Annotated in this window: 12 protein-coding genes; 5 read left to right on the plus strand and 7 right to left on the minus strand. The window is 71.4% G+C overall.

Annotated features, from left to right (window positions below):
* Positions 1-16: 16 nt before the first annotated feature.
* The gene (locus tag ACN20J_RS07615; RefSeq protein ID WP_189838591.1) at positions 17-1,219 is read right to left on the minus strand and encodes a geranylgeranyl reductase family protein; all 1,203 of its coding nucleotides are present in this window, start codon (positions 1,217-1,219) and stop codon (positions 17-19) included.
* Positions 1,220-1,392: 173 nt separating this feature from the next.
* Here ACN20J_RS07615 and ACN20J_RS07620 point away from each other — a divergent pair, with 173 nt between their 5' ends.
* Positions 1,393-2,748 (plus strand): dipeptidase, encoded by a 1,356-nt coding sequence (locus tag ACN20J_RS07620; protein WP_419665568.1) that lies wholly within the window; start codon positions 1,393-1,395, stop codon positions 2,746-2,748.
* Positions 2,749-2,863: 115 nt separating this feature from the next.
* Here ACN20J_RS07620 and ACN20J_RS07625 read toward each other — a convergent pair whose 3' ends face one another.
* A complete protein-coding gene (locus ACN20J_RS07625) occupies positions 2,864-3,904 on the minus strand; it encodes an NUDIX hydrolase (RefSeq protein WP_361991314.1) in 1,041 nt (346 codons plus the stop codon).
* 155 nt (positions 3,905-4,059) lie between these two features.
* Entirely contained in the window at positions 4,060-4,257 is a 198-nt protein-coding gene (locus ACN20J_RS07630; RefSeq protein WP_055613458.1) for a hypothetical protein, read from the minus strand.
* 361 nt (positions 4,258-4,618) lie between these two features.
* On the opposite strand from ACN20J_RS07630, the gene ACN20J_RS07635 reads away from it, so the two are divergent.
* On the plus strand, positions 4,619-6,685 hold the full coding sequence (locus tag ACN20J_RS07635) for an NPCBM/NEW2 domain-containing protein (RefSeq protein ID WP_419665569.1): 2,067 nt from the start codon (positions 4,619-4,621) through the stop codon (positions 6,683-6,685).
* 150 nt (positions 6,686-6,835) lie between these two features.
* Here ACN20J_RS07635 and ACN20J_RS07640 read toward each other — a convergent pair whose 3' ends face one another.
* Positions 6,836-7,795: an ROK family protein gene (locus ACN20J_RS07640; RefSeq protein ID WP_189842193.1), complete on the minus strand. Its 960-nt coding sequence runs from the start codon at positions 7,793-7,795 to the stop codon at positions 6,836-6,838.
* Positions 7,796-7,989: 194 nt separating this feature from the next.
* Here ACN20J_RS07640 and ACN20J_RS07645 point away from each other — a divergent pair, with 194 nt between their 5' ends.
* Both ACN20J_RS07645 and ACN20J_RS07650 read left to right on the plus strand, forming a co-directional pair.
* The gene (locus tag ACN20J_RS07645; protein WP_189842194.1) at positions 7,990-9,054 is read left to right on the plus strand and encodes a LacI family DNA-binding transcriptional regulator; all 1,065 of its coding nucleotides are present in this window, start codon (positions 7,990-7,992) and stop codon (positions 9,052-9,054) included.
* 3 nt (positions 9,055-9,057) lie between these two features.
* Positions 9,058-9,870: a hypothetical protein gene (locus ACN20J_RS07650; protein WP_419665570.1), complete on the plus strand. Its 813-nt coding sequence runs from the start codon at positions 9,058-9,060 to the stop codon at positions 9,868-9,870.
* Here ACN20J_RS07650 and ACN20J_RS07655 read toward each other — a convergent pair.
* Together ACN20J_RS07655 and ACN20J_RS07660 are read right to left on the minus strand one after the other, a co-directional pair.
* Complete coding sequence (locus tag ACN20J_RS07655) at positions 9,816-11,963, minus strand: protein kinase domain-containing protein (RefSeq protein WP_419665571.1); 2,148 nt, start codon at positions 11,961-11,963, stop codon at positions 9,816-9,818. The genes ACN20J_RS07650 and ACN20J_RS07655 overlap by 55 nt on opposite strands.
* Positions 11,964-12,105: 142 nt before the next feature.
* A complete protein-coding gene (locus ACN20J_RS07660; protein ID WP_419665572.1) occupies positions 12,106-13,410 on the minus strand; it encodes a DUF6986 family protein in 1,305 nt (434 codons plus the stop codon).
* A gap of 383 nt (positions 13,411-13,793) precedes the next feature.
* Between ACN20J_RS07660 and ACN20J_RS07665 the strand changes: the two genes are divergently transcribed.
* Positions 13,794-14,705 (plus strand): endonuclease/exonuclease/phosphatase family protein, encoded by a 912-nt coding sequence (locus ACN20J_RS07665; protein WP_361889621.1) that lies wholly within the window; start codon positions 13,794-13,796, stop codon positions 14,703-14,705.
* An 88-nt stretch (positions 14,706-14,793) separates the two neighbouring features.
* Here the strand turns inward: ACN20J_RS07665 and ACN20J_RS07670 are convergent, their stop codons facing one another.
* On the minus strand, positions 14,794-15,756 hold the full coding sequence (locus ACN20J_RS07670; protein WP_189842199.1) for an electron transfer flavoprotein subunit alpha/FixB family protein: 963 nt from the start codon (positions 15,754-15,756) through the stop codon (positions 14,794-14,796).
* Positions 15,757-15,812 lie beyond the last annotated feature (56 nt).

A 15,812-nucleotide genomic window follows, 5' to 3' on the forward strand; every position in this document is an offset into this window, starting at 1 on the left:
CCCTGTCCCCCTCAGGTCACCGGTCGAGCGCGGTCAGCGCACGCCCCGCCATCGGATGCGACCGCACCATCTCGCCGAGCGAGGTGGACCCGCGGGTGATCCCCGTGAACGCCTTCCAGGCGGGCCGGAAACCGGTGAGCGCGGCGTGGAACATGCCGGGCCGCCGCTGGAAGATCGTGAGCATGCTCTTGCCGACGCTCATCTCGACGCCGAGACCCGCCTTGATCGCGAAGGCGTAGTTCAGCGCCTGCCGCCGCGCGTCCACCGCGTCGTGCGCCTCCGCGATCCGCACCGCCCACTCCCCCGCGAGGCGCCCCGAGCGCAGTGCGAAGGAGATGCCCTCACGGGTCCACGGCTCCAGGAGTCCCGCCGCGTCCCCGCACACCAGCACCCGCCCCCGCGACAGCGGTGAGTCGTCGGCACGGCAGCGCGTCAGATGCCCGGACGAGATGCTCGGCTCGAAACCGGCGAGCCCGAGCCGGGCGATGAAGTCCTCCAAGTACCGCTTGGTGGCGGCGCCTTCACCGCGCGCCGAGATCACTCCGACGGTGAGTGTGTCGCCCTTGGGGAACACCCAGCCGTAACTGCCGGGAAGGGGGCCCCAGTCGATCAGGACCCGCCCCTTCCAGTCCTCCGCGACCGTCTCCGGCACCGGGATCTCCGCCTCCAGGCCGAGGTCGACCTGGTCGAGCTTCACCCCGACGTGTGCTCCTATCCGGCTGGCGCTGCCGTCCGCGCCGACCACGGACCGGGCGAGCACCGTCTCGCCGTCCTGGAGAACCACGGCCACCGTGCGCCGGTCGGGGACGGCAGAGCCGTGCTGCTCCACCCGCGAGACCGTGACGCCCGTACGCAGTTCGGCGCCCGCCTTCTGGGCGTGCTCGACGAGCTGCTGGTCGAACTCGGGCCGGTTGATGAGCCCGAAGAGCATCTGCTTGGAGCGACGGGTGCGCGTGAACCTGCCGTCGAGCGAGAACGTGACCGCGTGCACCCGGTCCTGGAACGGCAGCTCGAAGCCGGGCGGCAGCGCGTCACGTGTCGGTCCGATGATGCCGCCGCCGCACGTTTTGTAACGGGGCAGCTCCGCTTTCTCCAGCAACAGGACGCGGCGCCCCGCGACCGCTGCCGCATAGGCGGCCGAGGCGCCCGCGGGCCCCGCGCCGACGACGACGACGTCCCACACCCGCTGTGCGTCGTCCGAAGAGTTCTCGCTGCTCACGATGGTCTGCTGCTCCGATCCAGCCGCCTGCCGCACCTGCTCCACGCATCCTACGGCGACGTCCGGCCAGGACCGCTGTGGGAGGATCTACAGCGAATGCAGCGCGCACACCCGTATGCGCGCATCGCAGACGTACCCAGCCGTACAACGTCGCACCCACGAGGAGCGTGCCCATGTCGTCGAATCCGGTCGCCGAGACCGTCGCCTCGTTGATGCCGAGGGCGAAGGCGGAGCTCACCGAGCTGGTGGCCTTCAAGTCGGTGGCGGACTTCGACCAGTTCCCCCGGAGCGAGAGCGAGGGCGCCGCGAACTGGGTGGCCGACGCGCTGCGCGCCGAGGGCTTCCAGGACGTCGCGCTCCTCGACACCCCGGACGGCACACAGTCGGTGTACGGCAGCCTGCCGGGCCCCGAGGGCGCGAAGACGGTCCTCCTGTACGCGCACTACGACGTGCAGCCGCCGCTCGACGAGGCCGGCTGGGCGACCCCGCCGTTCGAGCTGACGGAGCGGGACGGCCGCTGGTACGGGCGCGGGTCAGCCGACTGCAAGGGCGGCCTGGTCATGCACCTGCTGGCGCTGCGCGCGCTCAAGGCCAACGGCGGGGTCCCGGTCAACGTCAAGGTGATCGCGGAGGGTTCCGAGGAGCAGGGTACGGGCGGCCTGGAGCGGTACGCCGAGGAGCACCCCGAGCTGCTGGCCGCCGACACGATCATCATCGGCGACGCGGGCAACTTCCGGGTCGGCGTCCCCACGGTGACGACCGCGCTGCGCGGCATGACGCTCGTCCGCGTCCGGGTCGACACCCTCGAAGGCAACCTGCACTCCGGCCAGTTCGGCGGCGCCGCCCCCGACGCGCTGGGCGCGCTGATCCGCGTACTGGACTCGCTGCGTGCCGAGGACGGCTCGACGACGGTCGACGGGCTCACGGGCACCTCACGCTGGGACGGCCTGCAGTACGACGAGGCGCAGTTCCGCAAGGACGCCAAGGTGCTCGACGGTGTGGAGCTGATCGGTTCGGGCACGGTCGCCGACCGCATCTGGGCGCGGCCGGCCGTGACCGTGCTCGGCATCGACTGCCCGCCGGTGGTCGGCGCCACCCCGTCCGTGCAGGCGGGTGCCCGCGCGCTGGTCAGCCTGCGGGTGCCGCCGGGCGTGGACACGGTCGAGGCGACCAAGCTGCTCCAGGCCCATCTGGAGGCGCACACCCCGTGGGGCGCGCGTGTGCAGCTCGAACAGATCGGCCAGGGTCAGCCGTTCCGCGCCGACACGACCAGTCCCGCGTACGCGGCGATGACCCAGGCGATGAGCGACGCGTACGACGGGGCGGAGATGCAGTACGCCGGTCAGGGCGGCTCCATCCCGCTGTGCAACACCCTCGCGTCGCTGTATCCGCAGGCGGAGATCCTGCTCATCGGGCTGAGCGAGCCGGAGGCCCAGATCCACGCCGTGAACGAGAGCGTGTCGCCGGAGGAACTGGAGCGGCTGTCGGTCGCCGAGGCTCTGTTCCTGCGCAACTACGCGGCGAACTGACCGAGTCGGTCCGACGGGCGTGCCCCACAGCACAACCGGGGCACGCCCCTCGTCCCTCGTACTCGTACACCCCACGACAGTCGTTTCGTTCGGCCGTCGTCGCCGGGACAGCTAGCTACCCCTTGGGCACCCCGGCCTCCAGGTACAGGGCGGCTCCCCGTTCCCGTGCGCGCAGCGCCCAGCGCAGGCGCTCGTAGCGGACGGGCGGTAGCAGTCCGGCCGCCTCCTCCTCGGTGACGAAGCGCCAGGCGCGCAGTTCGGGGCCCGGCAGCAGCATCCGCCGGGCCTCGTCGCCGTCGAGCCGGCCGCCGTCGTAGAGGAGACGCAGTCCGCCGTAGGCGGGTGGTACCGGTGGCTCCCAGTCGACGACCAACAGGCTGGGTACGTCGACGAGTTGGATGCCCGTCTCCTCGGCGACCTCGCGGACGCCCGCGCGCGCGGGCGCCTCACCGGATTCGACGACGCCTCCCGGGAACTCCCAGCCGGCCTTGTAGGTCGGGTCGACGAGCAGCACCCGGTCCTGCTCGTCGAAGAGGAGCACGCCCGCGGCGACGGTTTCCGAGGTGGGCTCGGGGGTCTGCACGATGTCGCAGACGGGGACGGTCCCGCTGCTCACGGCCCCGGCGATGCGCACGGCGGCCTCGTAGGGGGTGAGCGCGCTGGTGTCGACCGGGTGGGCGTCGGCGGTGAGCCAGCCGGCGAGTGCGGCGTGGTACGGCTCGATGTGGTCGTACGACCACTGCCGCACCCGTATCTCCCCGTCGGGGAGGTCCGGCGGGACCTCCCGGTCGGCTATTCGCTCGCGCAGGATCGTTTCCGCCGGGGCGAGAAGCACATGGCGTACCGCGATCCTGCGGGATGCGAGTCCGCCGAAGATCTCGTCACGGTAGTCCTGGCGGAGCAGTGTCATGGGGACCACGAGTACGCCCCCGAGTTCGGCGAGCATCGCGGCGGCGGTGTCGACCACGAGCCGTCGCCAGATCGGCAGATCCTGGAAGTCGCCGACCTCGGCGAGGCGCTTGGCGGGCAGGAGCTGCGTCAGCCCGGCGCCGATGAGCTCGGGGTCGAAGAGTGTGCTGTTCGGGATCAGGTCGATCAGTTCCCGTGCGGTGGTGGTCTTCCCCGCACCGAACGCACCGTTGATCCAAACGATCACGGTTCCCCCTCTGCTGTTGGCCCCCTGAGGCTTGCCCGCTCCACCCTGCCACGGAAACCAGGCCCTGAAGAGGTCGCGTTCGACGGGCCGGACGCATGCGAAAGCCCGGCCCTCGACGGGCCGGGCTGATGGTCGGGACGGTCCTGACTCGTGGGTCAGCCCCGCTGCTCCTCGGGCTTGTCGTCCGTGGCCAGACTGCCGTCGCTGATCGTCTGGTCGAGGCTGCTGAGCGTGTTCTGTACGTCGAGGCTGCCGAGGGCGTCGCCGCCCTCCGCGGAATGGGACGGCGTGACGGCCGCGACCACGAATCCGGCGGCGAGGGAGGCGATGGCGAGCATGCTGCGCTTCTTCATGCCCGGTTCAACTGCCGACCCGCCCATGGGTCACGGTCGGCCTTTCCGGTACTCCACGGAACAGCCGCGCCACGCAAGAGATTTCGCCGGGACATCCGATGTCCCGGCGGACTTCCGGGCACCGCGGTCACCTTGAGCGATAGCCGTGCCGTCGCCCCCTCCGCAGGACACAAGTCAACACAAACGCACGCGGGGTTTGAATCCCACTCCCTAGTCGGAGCATCGTCTAGGGTTTTGACGGGATATCGAACAAACGTTACCGCACCTCTTCCACCACAGTGCGACAGGTCCTACCGTAAGCGCGCACGGATGACGCGGACATGAAGACATCCAACCTTTCGCGAGTACGGAGGACGTAACGATGCGTCACTTTCTCACCCGCACGACTCGCCGAAGAGTGGTCGGAGCACTCACCGCAGGGCTGCTCGGCACCTTGGGGCTGACCGGGCCCGCCCCGGCCGCCAACGCGCAGACACCGGCCGGAGCCTCGGCCGGAACTCCGGCGGCACCGGCCGCACCCACCCCGGACGACGGTCTCGCCCTCACCCCGCCCATGGGCTTCAACAACTGGAACTCCACGCACTGCCGTGCGGAGTTCAACGAGGAGATGGTCAAGGGGATCGCGGACATCTTCGTCGCCAAGGGGCTCAAGGAGGCCGGGTACGAGTACGTCAACCTGGACGACTGCTGGGCGCTGCCCGCTCGTGACGCGAACGGCAAGCTGGTGCCCGACCCGGTCCGCTTCCCGGGCGGGATCACGGCGATCGCGGACTACGTGCACTCCAAGGGGCTCAAGCTCGGCATCTACACCAGCGCGGGCACGAAGACGTGCAACGACGCGGGTTTCCCGGGCTCGCTCGGCCACGAGTTCAGCGACGCCCAGCAGTTCGCGGACTGGGGTGTCGACTACCTGAAGTACGACAACTGCAACAACCAGGGCGTGGACGCCAAGCAGCGCTACACGACGATGCGTGACGCCCTGAAGGCCGCCTCCGAGACAACCGGCCGCCCCATCGTCTACAGCATCTGCGAGTGGGGCGAGAACAAGCCCTGGGAGTGGGCCGGGGACCTCGGCCAACTGTGGCGTACGACCGGGGACATCAGTGACAACTGGGGCTCGATGCTCTCGATCATGAAGCAGAACCTGCCGCTCTCGCAGTACGCCGGTCCCGGGCGGTGGAACGACCCCGACATGCTGGAGGTCGGCAACGGCGGCATGACGGACACGGAGTACCGCACGCACTTCTCGATGTGGTCGATCATGGCCGCGCCGCTGCTCATCGGCTCGGACCTGCGCTCCGTCCCCGAGGAGACCTTCGACATCCTCGGCAACAAGGAGGTCATCGCGGTCGACCAGGACCCGCTCGGCAAGCAGGGCGCGGTGCTCTCCTCCGAGGGCGGTCGCTGGGTCGTCGCCAAGGAGATGAAGGACGGCAGCCGCACGGTCGCCCTCTTCAACGAGACCGGCAGCGCCCAGCGCATCGCCACGACCGCGAAGGCCGTCGGACTGCCCGAGGCGGACGCCTACACGCTGCGCGACCTGTGGCAGCACAAGAGCTACAACACGGCAGGCGCGATCTCGGCGACCGTCCCGGCCCACGGCACGGTCCTCGTACGCGTCGCGGCGGACGGCCGCTGGGCCAAGAACCCGCCCGCCGTCGAACTCGGCCTGGACGGCAGCACGTTGATCGAGGCCGCCACGCCGACCGCCCTGACGACGTCGGTCACCGACCTGGGCCGCACGCCCGCCAAGCGCGTCTCCGTCGCCCTGACCGGCCCCCAGGGCTGGAAGGTGAGGGCCAAGTCGCCGACCACGACAAGCTCCCTCCCGACCGGCAAGGCGCTGCGCACCAAGTGGACGGTGACCGCGCCGGCGAGCACACCCGCGGGGTCGTACGACCTGACGCTGAAGGCGACCTACCGCTCGCCGAACGGGGTACGGGCCGAGAGCGTGCTGCCGCTGACGGCGTCCGTCGTGGTGGCCCCGCCCTCGGGAGCCTCGAACCTCGGCGATCTCCCCTGGCTCTCGACGACCAACGGCTGGGGGCCGGTCGAGCGCAACACCAGCAACGGCGAGAGCGACGCGGGCGACGGCACCCCGATCACGATCAACGGCGTCGTGTACGCCACGGGGCTCGGCGTCCACGCGGAGAGCACCGTCGAGTACTACACGGGCAAGGCCTGCGAGACCGTCACCGCGAAGGTCGGTGTGGACGACGAGGAGGGCGCGGACGGGTCCGTCGCCTTCGAGATCTGGGCCGACGGCACCAAGGTGGCCTCGACCGGCGTTCTCACCAACGCCCAGCCGGCACAGGCCCTTTCGGCCGACGTGAGCGGCGCCCAGGTGATCCGCCTCGTCGTCACCGACGGTGGAGACGGAGTCACCTCTGACCACGGCGACTGGGCGGACACCCAGCTCACCTGCTGACACCAGCAGACCGACAGGGCTCGACCAAACAGTTCCCCGCACCCCCGAGGGGCTTTCCTTCAGGGGCGCGGGGAACTGCGCGGCCGGCCCCGACCGGCCCGCACACAACAACGCTCGTACCGAATCGCCACCCAAGCGGCACGGGTCGGCTCAGCCGCCGACCACCGCCGTGGTGGCGCTCGACTTACGGCTGAGCGCAGCCGCCGCCGCACCCACGAGCCCGGCGTCCGTCCCCATCTGCGCCGGCGTCACGGTGAGCCGCTGCACGAACGACAACGTGGCGTAGTCGCGCAACGCGGCACGCAGCGGCGTGAACAGGACGTCGCCCGCCTTCCCCACTCCCCCGCCGATCACCGCGATGTCGATCTCCACCAGTGTCGCGGTCGCCGCGATCCCGGCGGCCAGGGCCTGGGCGGCACGCTCGAAGGACGCCACCGCGACGGGGTCACCGGCACGGGCGGAGGCGGCCACCGCGGCCGCGGAGGTGTCGCCCTCGGCCCCGGGCTGCCAGCCGCCCTCGATGGCGCGGCGCGCGATGTTCGGGCCGCTCGCGATGCGCTCGACACAGCCGCGGGACCCGCACGGGCAGAGGTCGCCGTCGAGCTCCACGCTGATGTGGCCGATGTGACCGGCGTTGCCGGTGGGTCCGGGGTGCAGTTGTCCGCCCAGGACGAGGCCGCCTCCGACACCGGTCGAGACGACCATGCAGAGCGCGTTGTCGTGTCCACGGGCCGCGCCCTGCCAGTGCTCGGCCGCGGTGATCGCCACGCCGTCGCCGATCAGCTCGACGGGCAGTCCCGCCGTGGCTGCCTTGACCCGCTCGACCAGGGGGTAGTCGCGCCAGCCGGGGACGTTCACGGGGCTCACGGTGCCCGCGGAGGCGTCCACCGGGCCCGCGCTGCCGATGCCGATGGCCGTGGCCCGGCTCCACAGGGGCGAGACGGTCAGTTCGCCGAGCACCGCGTCGACGGCCGCCATGACGGTCTCGCCGCCCTCTTGGGCGGGCGTCGGCCGCTGGGCGCGCAGCAGGATCCGGCCGTGGCCGTCCACCAGCGCTCCGGCGATCTTGGTGCCGCCGATGTCGAGCGCGGCCACGAGGTCGGTGTGCATCAGTGTCTGATCTCCCGTTTGGATCCCATTTGGACCATGAGAAAAGGGCAAGCCGGTCTCGCAGTGAGGAAGGGTAGGCCGGAGATTGCGATGGACAGTCTCTCCCGCATCTGACAACGTTGTCCAGGCTCTATGCTCGACGCCACACCCCGATCTGGCGACCAACCGAGCATCCTCAGGACCGACGCAGCCCCATGGACTACAGGACAGGACAGCGCATCGTGGCCGAGACCGCCCGCCGAACCGAGAGCCGCTACGGCAACCGTCCCACGATGAAGGACGTCGCGGCGCGTGCCGGGGTCGGTCTGAAGACGGTATCGCGTGTAGTCAACGGCGAGCCAGGAGTCACCCCCGACACCGAGCGACGGGTACAGGAGGCGATCGACGCGCTGGGCTTCCGGCGCAACGACAGCGCCCGCGTGCTCCGCAAGGGGCGTACGGCGAGCATCGGTCTCGTACTGGAGGATCTGGCGGACCCGTTCTACGGTCCACTGAGCCGGGCGGTGGAGGAAGTGGCGCGCGCCCACGGCGCCCTGTTGATCAACGGTTCCAGCGCCGAGGACCCGGACCGCGAGCAGGAGCTGGTCCTCGCACTGTGCGCGCGCCGCGTGGACGGGCTCGTGATCATCCCGGCCGGTGACGACCACCGCTATCTGGAGCCCGAGATAAAGGCGGGTGTCGCCACGGTCTTCGTGGACCGCCCCGCCGGACAGATCGACGCGGACGTCGTCCTCTCCGACAGCTTCGGCGGTGCGCGCGACGGCGTCGCCCACCTCATCGCGCACGGCCACCGCCGGATCGGGTTCATCGGTGACATGCCGCGCATCCACACCTCCGCCGAGCGTCTGCGCGGCTATCGCGCCGCCATGGAGGACGCCGGCATTCCGGTGGAGGACGCCTGGATGTCCCTCGGCGTCACCGACCCGCAGCGGGTGCGCAAGGCGGCCGAGGACATGCTCTCGGGCCCCTCCCCGGTCACGGCGATCTTCGCGGGCAACAACCGTGTGACGGTCACGGCCGTACGTGTCATCGCCGAAGGCTCGCGCCCGGTGGCCCTGGTCGGCTTCGACGACATCGAGCTCGCCGACCTCCTCCAGCCCGGGGTCACCGTCGTCGCCCAGGACGCCGCGCAGCTCGGCCGCACCGCCGCGGAACGCCTCTTCCGTCAGCTCGACGGCTCGCTCGTCCTTCCCGAACGCATCGAACTCCCGACGCGTCTGATCACCCGCGGCTCGGGCGAACTGCCGCCCTCGGCCTGACACATGACGGCACGAGAACCGCATGCCGACCGCACGCTGGAAGCCCTCGGTCTCGACGAGGCGCCGCGCGACCACCCACTGGCCTACCCGGGCGCCTGGCCCGAGGAATCCGGACTCCTGGACGGGGACCGGCTGTTGCCCCTCACCGACCACACGTCCCCGGGCCGCGTCCCGGTCCTCGCGGTCGGCTCCAACGCCTGCCCCGGGCAACTCCGGCACAAGATGCGGGAGTACGAGCTGTCGTCCCCGATCCCGCTGGTGAAGGCGCGGGTCACCGGGCTGGAGGTGGGCGTCTCGGCGCACGTCAGCGCGATGGGGTACGTGTCCGCGTCGCCCTTTCGCGCGCCCGGGCACACTCGCGAACTGTTCCTCACCTGGCTGGACCCCGCGCAACTCGCGGCGGTGGACGCCAGCGAGGGCGTCACGGCGCCGACGGGGGCGTACGACCGTGTGTCGCTGCCCGCCGCCGACGTCCGGATCGAGCTGGAGTCGGGCACCACGCTCGACGGCGCCCATCTCTACGTGAACCGGCGCGGAGTCCTCCACGACGGTACGGGAACGCCGCTGAGGCATCCCGGCGAGCGGCCGCTGCTCACCCAACTCCTCGGCCGGTCACCGCGGTTGCGGGACCTGTTCGGCGCCACGCCCGAGGAGTTCTGCGCCCGGGCGCGCGACGATCTGCGGCTGTGCACCGCGGGCACCCGGCTGTTCGCCGAGGAGGGGTGGACGACGGCCTCCGGACTGGAGAAGTACCTGCCCGGTCAGCAGACCGGCAGCCCCGGAACCGGCGCGTCGTTGTCGCCGCCCTTGATGTAGACGTCGCTGACGAAGACGTTCGTGTTACCGCTGTCGTCGTCGGTCTTCGCCCACCAGACGTTCGTCCACTCGCCGTAGGTCTCGCGGCGGCCGAGGTTCTGCTGGCAGTAGAAGTAGTTGGTGCCCGCGTTGAGGGTGCCCGCCTCGGCGCCGGCCGCGGTGTAGGACGTGGACGTCTTCCAGACCTCGCAGTTGTACTTGCCGCCGCCGATGGCGTGGCAGACCGGGGCGGTGCTGGGTTCGCCGCCTCCGCCGGTCGTGCCGCCGTCCGAACCGCCGCCCGTCGTACCGCCGTTGCTGGGCCTGGACGAGGGGGCCGGGGCCTTGTCCGTGGGCTGCTTGGTGTCCTCTGTGCGGTCCGGCTTCTCGCTCGGCTTCGCCGACTCCTTCTTGTCGCCCTGTTCCGTGGGCTTCGTGTCGTCCGACAGATCGATCGAGCCGCGGCTCGCGCCCTCGGACGGGGTGGCGTCGCCGCCCTGAGAGGCCCTGGGCCCGGCGGTGGGCTTGGACTCGCCGGAGCCGTTCATGAGGGCGACGGTGACGCCGGTCGCGGCCAGTACGACGGTGACCGCTGCGGCGGCGAGAAGGACCCGGCCCTTACGGCGTCGGGGGCCGGCCGGAACGGCGGGCTGAGCCATCGAATCGGGCGGGCCGAAGCCCGGCCCGGCTATCGGGGGTGGTACGGAGGAACCCGCGGTCGGCGGGGTGCCGTGGCCGCCTGCCTGCTGGGAACCCGGTGCTGTCGGGCCCGCTTCCGGGAATCCGGAGCCGTATCCGCTCCCTGCGGAGGCGGAAGCAGCGGCGGATGCAGGGGCAGAGGCAGGGGTCGAGGCGCCCGTACCGTCCGGCGCCGGACTCGCGGACCCCGGCCAACCCTCCCCGGAGGCTCCAGCCCCGGATCCGCCGACTCCCGCGGCGCCGAATGCGGCTGCTCCTGCACCTGCTGTACCCGGCCCCTCAGCCCCGGCCCCGCTCGGTTCCGGGGCTCCGAAGCCCGCATGACCCGTCGCCGGAGCGCCGGGCACCGAGCCGCCGAAGGAGCCGGCATCCGCCCTTGCCTCGCCCGCGGGTCCGAAGCCCGCGCCGCCCGACTCCGGTGGCCCGAAGCCCGGCGGTACCGCCGGCACGCTCCGCTCGGTCGCCTCGCGCGGCCGGGGCGCGGGCGGGCGCAGGCCCGTGGTCGCCGAGTCGGTGCCGGTGGTGGCGTCCGCCACCGCTTGCAGCAGGCGGCTCGCCTCGCCGGCGTCCGGGCGGGACTCCGGCTGCTTGTGCATCAGTTGCCGCAGGACAGGGCCGAGCGGTCCGGCGCGCTGCGGCTCCGGCAGCGGTTCGACCACGATCGCCGTGAGGGTGGACCAGGTCGACGTACGCCGGAACGGCGAGGCTCCCTCGACGGCCGCGTACAGCGTGGCGCCCAGGGCCCAGATGTCGGAGGCGGGGCCCGGTTCGTGGCCCTGCGCCCGCTCGGGTGCCAAGTAGTCCAGGGAGCCGACCAGTTCGCCGCTGCGGGTGAGATGGGTGGCCGAGCCGTCGCCCGGGTCGTCCATCGTGGCGATGCCGAAGTCGGTGAGGACGACCCGGCCGGAGCGGTCGAGCAGGATGTTGCCGGGCTTCACGTCACGGTGGAGCACTCCGGCGCGGTGGGCCGCGGAGAGCGCGTCCATGACCTTCGCACCGATCCCGGCCACCTCGCGTGCGTCGAGGGTGCCGCGCTCGCGCAGGACGTCGTCCAGGGAGGGCCCGTCCACCAGCTCCATGACGATCAGCGGCCGGCCGTCGACCTCCGCCACGTCGTGCACGGCGACGACTCCGGGGTGGCGCACGCGGGCCGCCGCGCGCGCCTCGCGCTGCATGCGCAGCCCCAGGTCGGCCAGTTCGGGCGCGCCCGCGTCCGAATATGTACGGAGTTCCTTGACCGCGACCTCGCGGCCCAGGACCTCGTCGAGTGCCCGCCATACGACGCCCATGCCGCCGCGGCCCAGTTGGGCGACGACGCGGTAGCGTCCGACGAGGAGCCGGCCGATTCCGTCGGGCTGGTCGGGCCCGTCCGGTCGGTCCTTCTCCCCTGGTTGCTGGTTCTCCCCCGAAGACACCGCTGCCCCGTTCCTGAGTGACACCAATGAGTGGCGTCCAGAGTACGGGGCGGAAGTGACACCCGGGGCGGGGGCGCTGTCGCTGTGACCTGGTCGCTACGTGCGGGCCGCCACGGCCGTTTTGAACCTGCGGGGCTGACCCCTACGGAGTCGAGATCGTCAGGTCCGCGCGCCTCGGCGTCGCGAAGGCCTCCAGGTCGGCGCGGGTCAGGCCCGCCGCCCGGGCCACCTCGGCGATGTCGAGGGCGCCGCAGTCCAGGCCGCGCAGGAGGTAGCCGCTGAGGGCCTTGGCGGTGGCGGGCTCGTCCATGACGTCGCCGCCGGCGTGGTTGGCGTACCGGGCGAGACGCCCGGCGGCCTGCTCGAAGCCTTCGCGGTAGAAGGCGAACACGGCCGCGTAGCGCGTGGGGATGTGGCCGGGGTGCATGTCCCATCCCTGGTAGTAGGCGCGGGAGAGCGCGCGGCGGGTGAGGCCGTAGTGCAGCCGCCAGGCGTCGTGGACCTTCGGTGTCGGGCCGACCGGCAGGACGTTCGTGGAGCCGTCCGAGACACGGACGCCGGTGCCCGCCGCCGCGACCTGCATGATCGCCTTGGCGTGGTCGGCGGCCGGGTGGTCGCTGGCCTGGTAGGCGGCGGAGACGCCGAGGCAGGCGCTGTAGTCGAAGGTGCCGTAGTGCAGTCCCGTGGCCCGCCCCTCCGCGGCCTGGATCATGCGGGCGACGGTCGCGGTGCCGTCGGTGGCGAGGATGGACTGGCTGGTCTCGATCTGGATCTCGAAGCCGATCCGGCCCTGCTCCAGGCCGCGCGCCTTCTCGAACTCCTCCAGGAGCCGCACCATGGCCGTGACCTGCTCGGCATAGGTCACCTTCGGGAGGGTCAGCACCAGCCCGTCGGGCAGGCCGCCCGCCTCCATCAGGCCGGTCAGGAAGATGTCGAGCGTGCGGATGCCCCGGTCGCGGACCGGCGCCTCCATGCACTTCATACGGATGCCCATGTACGGGGCCGCCGTGCCGGTCTCGTACGCCTCCGACACCAGCCGTGCCGCACGGGCCGCCGCCTCGTCCTCCTCGGTGTCCGGGCGCGGGCCGTAGCCGTCCTCGAAGTCGACGCGGAGGTCCTCGATGGGCTCGCGCTCCAGCTTGGCGCGCACGCGGTCGTACACGGGCGCGGCGAGGTCGTCGGAGAGGCCGAGGACCGCGGCGAAGGAGGCGGCGTCGGGTGCGTGTTCGTCGAGGGCCGCGAGGGCCTGGTCGCCCCAGGAGCGGATGGTGTCGGCGGCGAAGACGACACCGGGGACGTACACGGTGTGGACGGGCTGGCGGGTGCCGGGGTCGCCGGGGTAGCGGCGCTCCAACTCGGCGTCGACCGGGGCGAGGGAGGCACTGATCTCCTCGCTGACCGCGCCCGCGAGGCTCGTCGCCACCTTCTCCTGCTGGCCCTGACCCATTCCACGCCCTCCTGTTTTCCGCTTCACGGAATCAAATATCCGTAGAGCGAAGTTATCTGCGGACCTTCCCGCCGGTCAACACCCTCCGGCATCCCGAGTCACCCCCAGGGCCGGCGCTCCGACCTCATCGGATACCCTGCCGGGCCACGTCCGTATTCCTTCCCTGGTCGTCGCCGGATGCCTTCCCCGGCGGCCGGGGACTTCCACCGCGGCCGCCCCTGAATTCCCTCGGGGCCGCCCTCGGGACTTCCTTCGGGGTCCACCCCGGGATCTCGACATGTTCACGCCCAGCTTCGAAACTGCGATGCGCACGACTCGCCGCCATCCGCAGCAGAACCGGTGTCCTTCACAGGACCCGGCCTCCGCCAGAGAAGGAGCCACCCGTGCCCCATCGCAGTCGAGTCACGCGTCGCCTGGGCCTCAAGTCCGCTCTCGCAGCGGCGGTCACCCTGCCTCTGTCCAGTACAGCACTGTCGACCTCACCCGCCTCCGCGGCGGACCGAATATCGCGGAGCCGCCGGCTGGAGGTCATGTCGTTCAATCTGCGTTACGCGAGCACCGCCGAACCCAACAGCTGGGCCGTCCGCCGCCCTGTGATGCGCGAACTGCTGCGCCAGGAGCAGCCGCACGTCATGGGCGTCCAGGAGGGTCTCTACCAGCAGGTGCGCGACATAGAGGCCGACCTCGGACCGCACTACGACTGGATCGGCACAGGTCGCGCGGGCGGCAGCCGCGACGAGTTCATGGCGGTCTACTACGACACCCGCAGACTCGCCCCGGTCGAGTACGACCACTTCTGGCTCTCCGACACCCCCAACGTGATCGGCTCGAACACCTGGGGCGGCGGGTCCATACGCATGGTGACCTGGGTCCGCTTCCGGGACCTGGGCGACGGGGAGCGGCAGTTCTACTTCCTCAACACCCACCTCGACAACGCGAGCCAGAACGCACGCGCGCGTGCGGCGTCCCTGATCGCCGCACGGATCGCCGGGCTCGACCGGACCCTGCCGCTCCTGGTGACCGGCGACTTCAACATCGCCGCCCACAAGAACCCGGTCTACGACACGATGCTGGCGGCCGGACTCACCGACACCTGGGACACCGCGGCCGAGCGGAGCACGCTGTACGCCACCTTCCACGGCTACCGGCCCCTGGTCCCGGACGGCGACCGCATCGACTGGATACTCGCCACGCCGGGCGTGACCGCCCACCGGGCGTCGATCAACACCTTCTCCGTGGGGGGACAGTTCCCGAGCGACCATCTGCCCGTACAGGCGTCGCTGACCCTGGCATGAGGCGAGGCCCCGGAGACCGTGACGGTCTCCGGGGCCTCGTACGTCACGGGGTACTCGCAAGCTTCCTGCGAGGTGCCCGCGAAGGCGATCAGCCCTTGCGGGTGTTGATCTCCTCGGTGAGCTGCGGGACGACCTCGAAGAGGTCGCCGACCACGCCGTAGTCGACCAGGTCGAAGATCGGCGCCTCGGCGTCCTTGTTGACCGCGACGATCGTCTTCGAGGTCTGCATACCGGCGCGGTGCTGGATCGCGCCGGAGATGCCGGAGGCGATGTACAGCTGCGGGGAGACCGACTTGCCGGTCTGGCCGACCTGGTTGGTGTGCGGGTACCAGCCGGCGTCCACCGCGGCACGCGAGGCGCCGACGGCCGCGCCGAGCGAGTCGGCGAGGGCCTCGATGATCCCGAAGTTCTCGGCGCCGTTGACGCCACGGCCGCCGGAGACCACGATCGCGGCCTCGGTCAGCTCGGGGCGGCCCGTCGACTCGCGCGGGGTGCGGCCGGTGACCTTGGTGCCGGTCGCCTTGTCCGAGAAGGAGACCGCGAGGGCCTCGACGGCGCCGGCGGCCGGGGCGGCCTCCACGGCGGCCGAGTTCGGCTTGACCGTGATGACCGGGGTGCCCTTGGAGATGCGGGACTTGGTGGTGAAGGAGGCGGCGAACGCGGACTGCGTGGCCACCGGGCCCTCGTCGCCGGCCTCCAGGTCGACGGCGTCGGTGATGATGCCCGAGCCGATACGGACCGCGAGACGCGCGGCGATCTCCTTGCCCTCGGCGGAGGACGGCACGAGCACGGCGGCCGGGGAGACGGCCTCGTACGCGGCCTGCAGCGCGTCCACCTTCGGGACGACCAGGTAGTCGGCGTACTCCGCGGCGTCGTGCGTGAGGACCTTGACCGCGCCGTGCTCGGCGAGCGCGGCGGCGGTGTCGGCGGCGCCCGGGCCCAGCGCGACGGCGACGGGCTCGCCGATGCGGCGGGCCAGCGTCAGCAGCTCCAGGGTGGGCTTGCGGACGGCACCGTCCACGTGGTCGACGTAGACGAGAACTTCAGCCATGGGAATGCTCTCCTGCTTGCGAAAGATGAGGGGCGGTAGGGGAACCTGCGGCGGGC

Source organism: Streptomyces sp. 2-1 (assembly GCF_048564895.1).
Taxonomy (GTDB): Bacteria; Actinomycetota; Actinomycetes; order Streptomycetales; family Streptomycetaceae; genus Streptomyces; species Streptomyces phaeochromogenes.

What these genes read in the sequence shown, in the direction of transcription:
- ACN20J_RS07620 (WP_419665568.1), top strand. Translation starts at nt 1,393, where the DNA reads ATGTCGTCGAATCCGGTCGCCGAGACCGTCGCCTCGTTGATGCCGAGG.
- ACN20J_RS07630 (WP_055613458.1), bottom strand. Translation starts at nt 4,257, where the DNA reads ATGAAGAAGCGCAGCATGCTCGCCATCGCCTCCCTCGCCGCCGGATTC.
- ACN20J_RS07635 (WP_419665569.1), top strand. Translation starts at nt 4,619, where the DNA reads ATGCGTCACTTTCTCACCCGCACGACTCGCCGAAGAGTGGTCGGAGCA.
- ACN20J_RS07640 (WP_189842193.1), bottom strand. Translation starts at nt 7,795, where the DNA reads ATGCACACCGACCTCGTGGCCGCGCTCGACATCGGCGGCACCAAGATC.
- ACN20J_RS07645 (WP_189842194.1), top strand. Translation starts at nt 7,990, where the DNA reads ATGGACTACAGGACAGGACAGCGCATCGTGGCCGAGACCGCCCGCCGA.
- ACN20J_RS07650 (WP_419665570.1), top strand. Translation starts at nt 9,058, where the DNA reads ATGACGGCACGAGAACCGCATGCCGACCGCACGCTGGAAGCCCTCGGT.
- ACN20J_RS07660 (WP_419665572.1), bottom strand. Translation starts at nt 13,410, where the DNA reads ATGGGTCAGGGCCAGCAGGAGAAGGTGGCGACGAGCCTCGCGGGCGCG.
- ACN20J_RS07670 (WP_189842199.1), bottom strand. Translation starts at nt 15,756, where the DNA reads ATGGCTGAAGTTCTCGTCTACGTCGACCACGTGGACGGTGCCGTCCGC.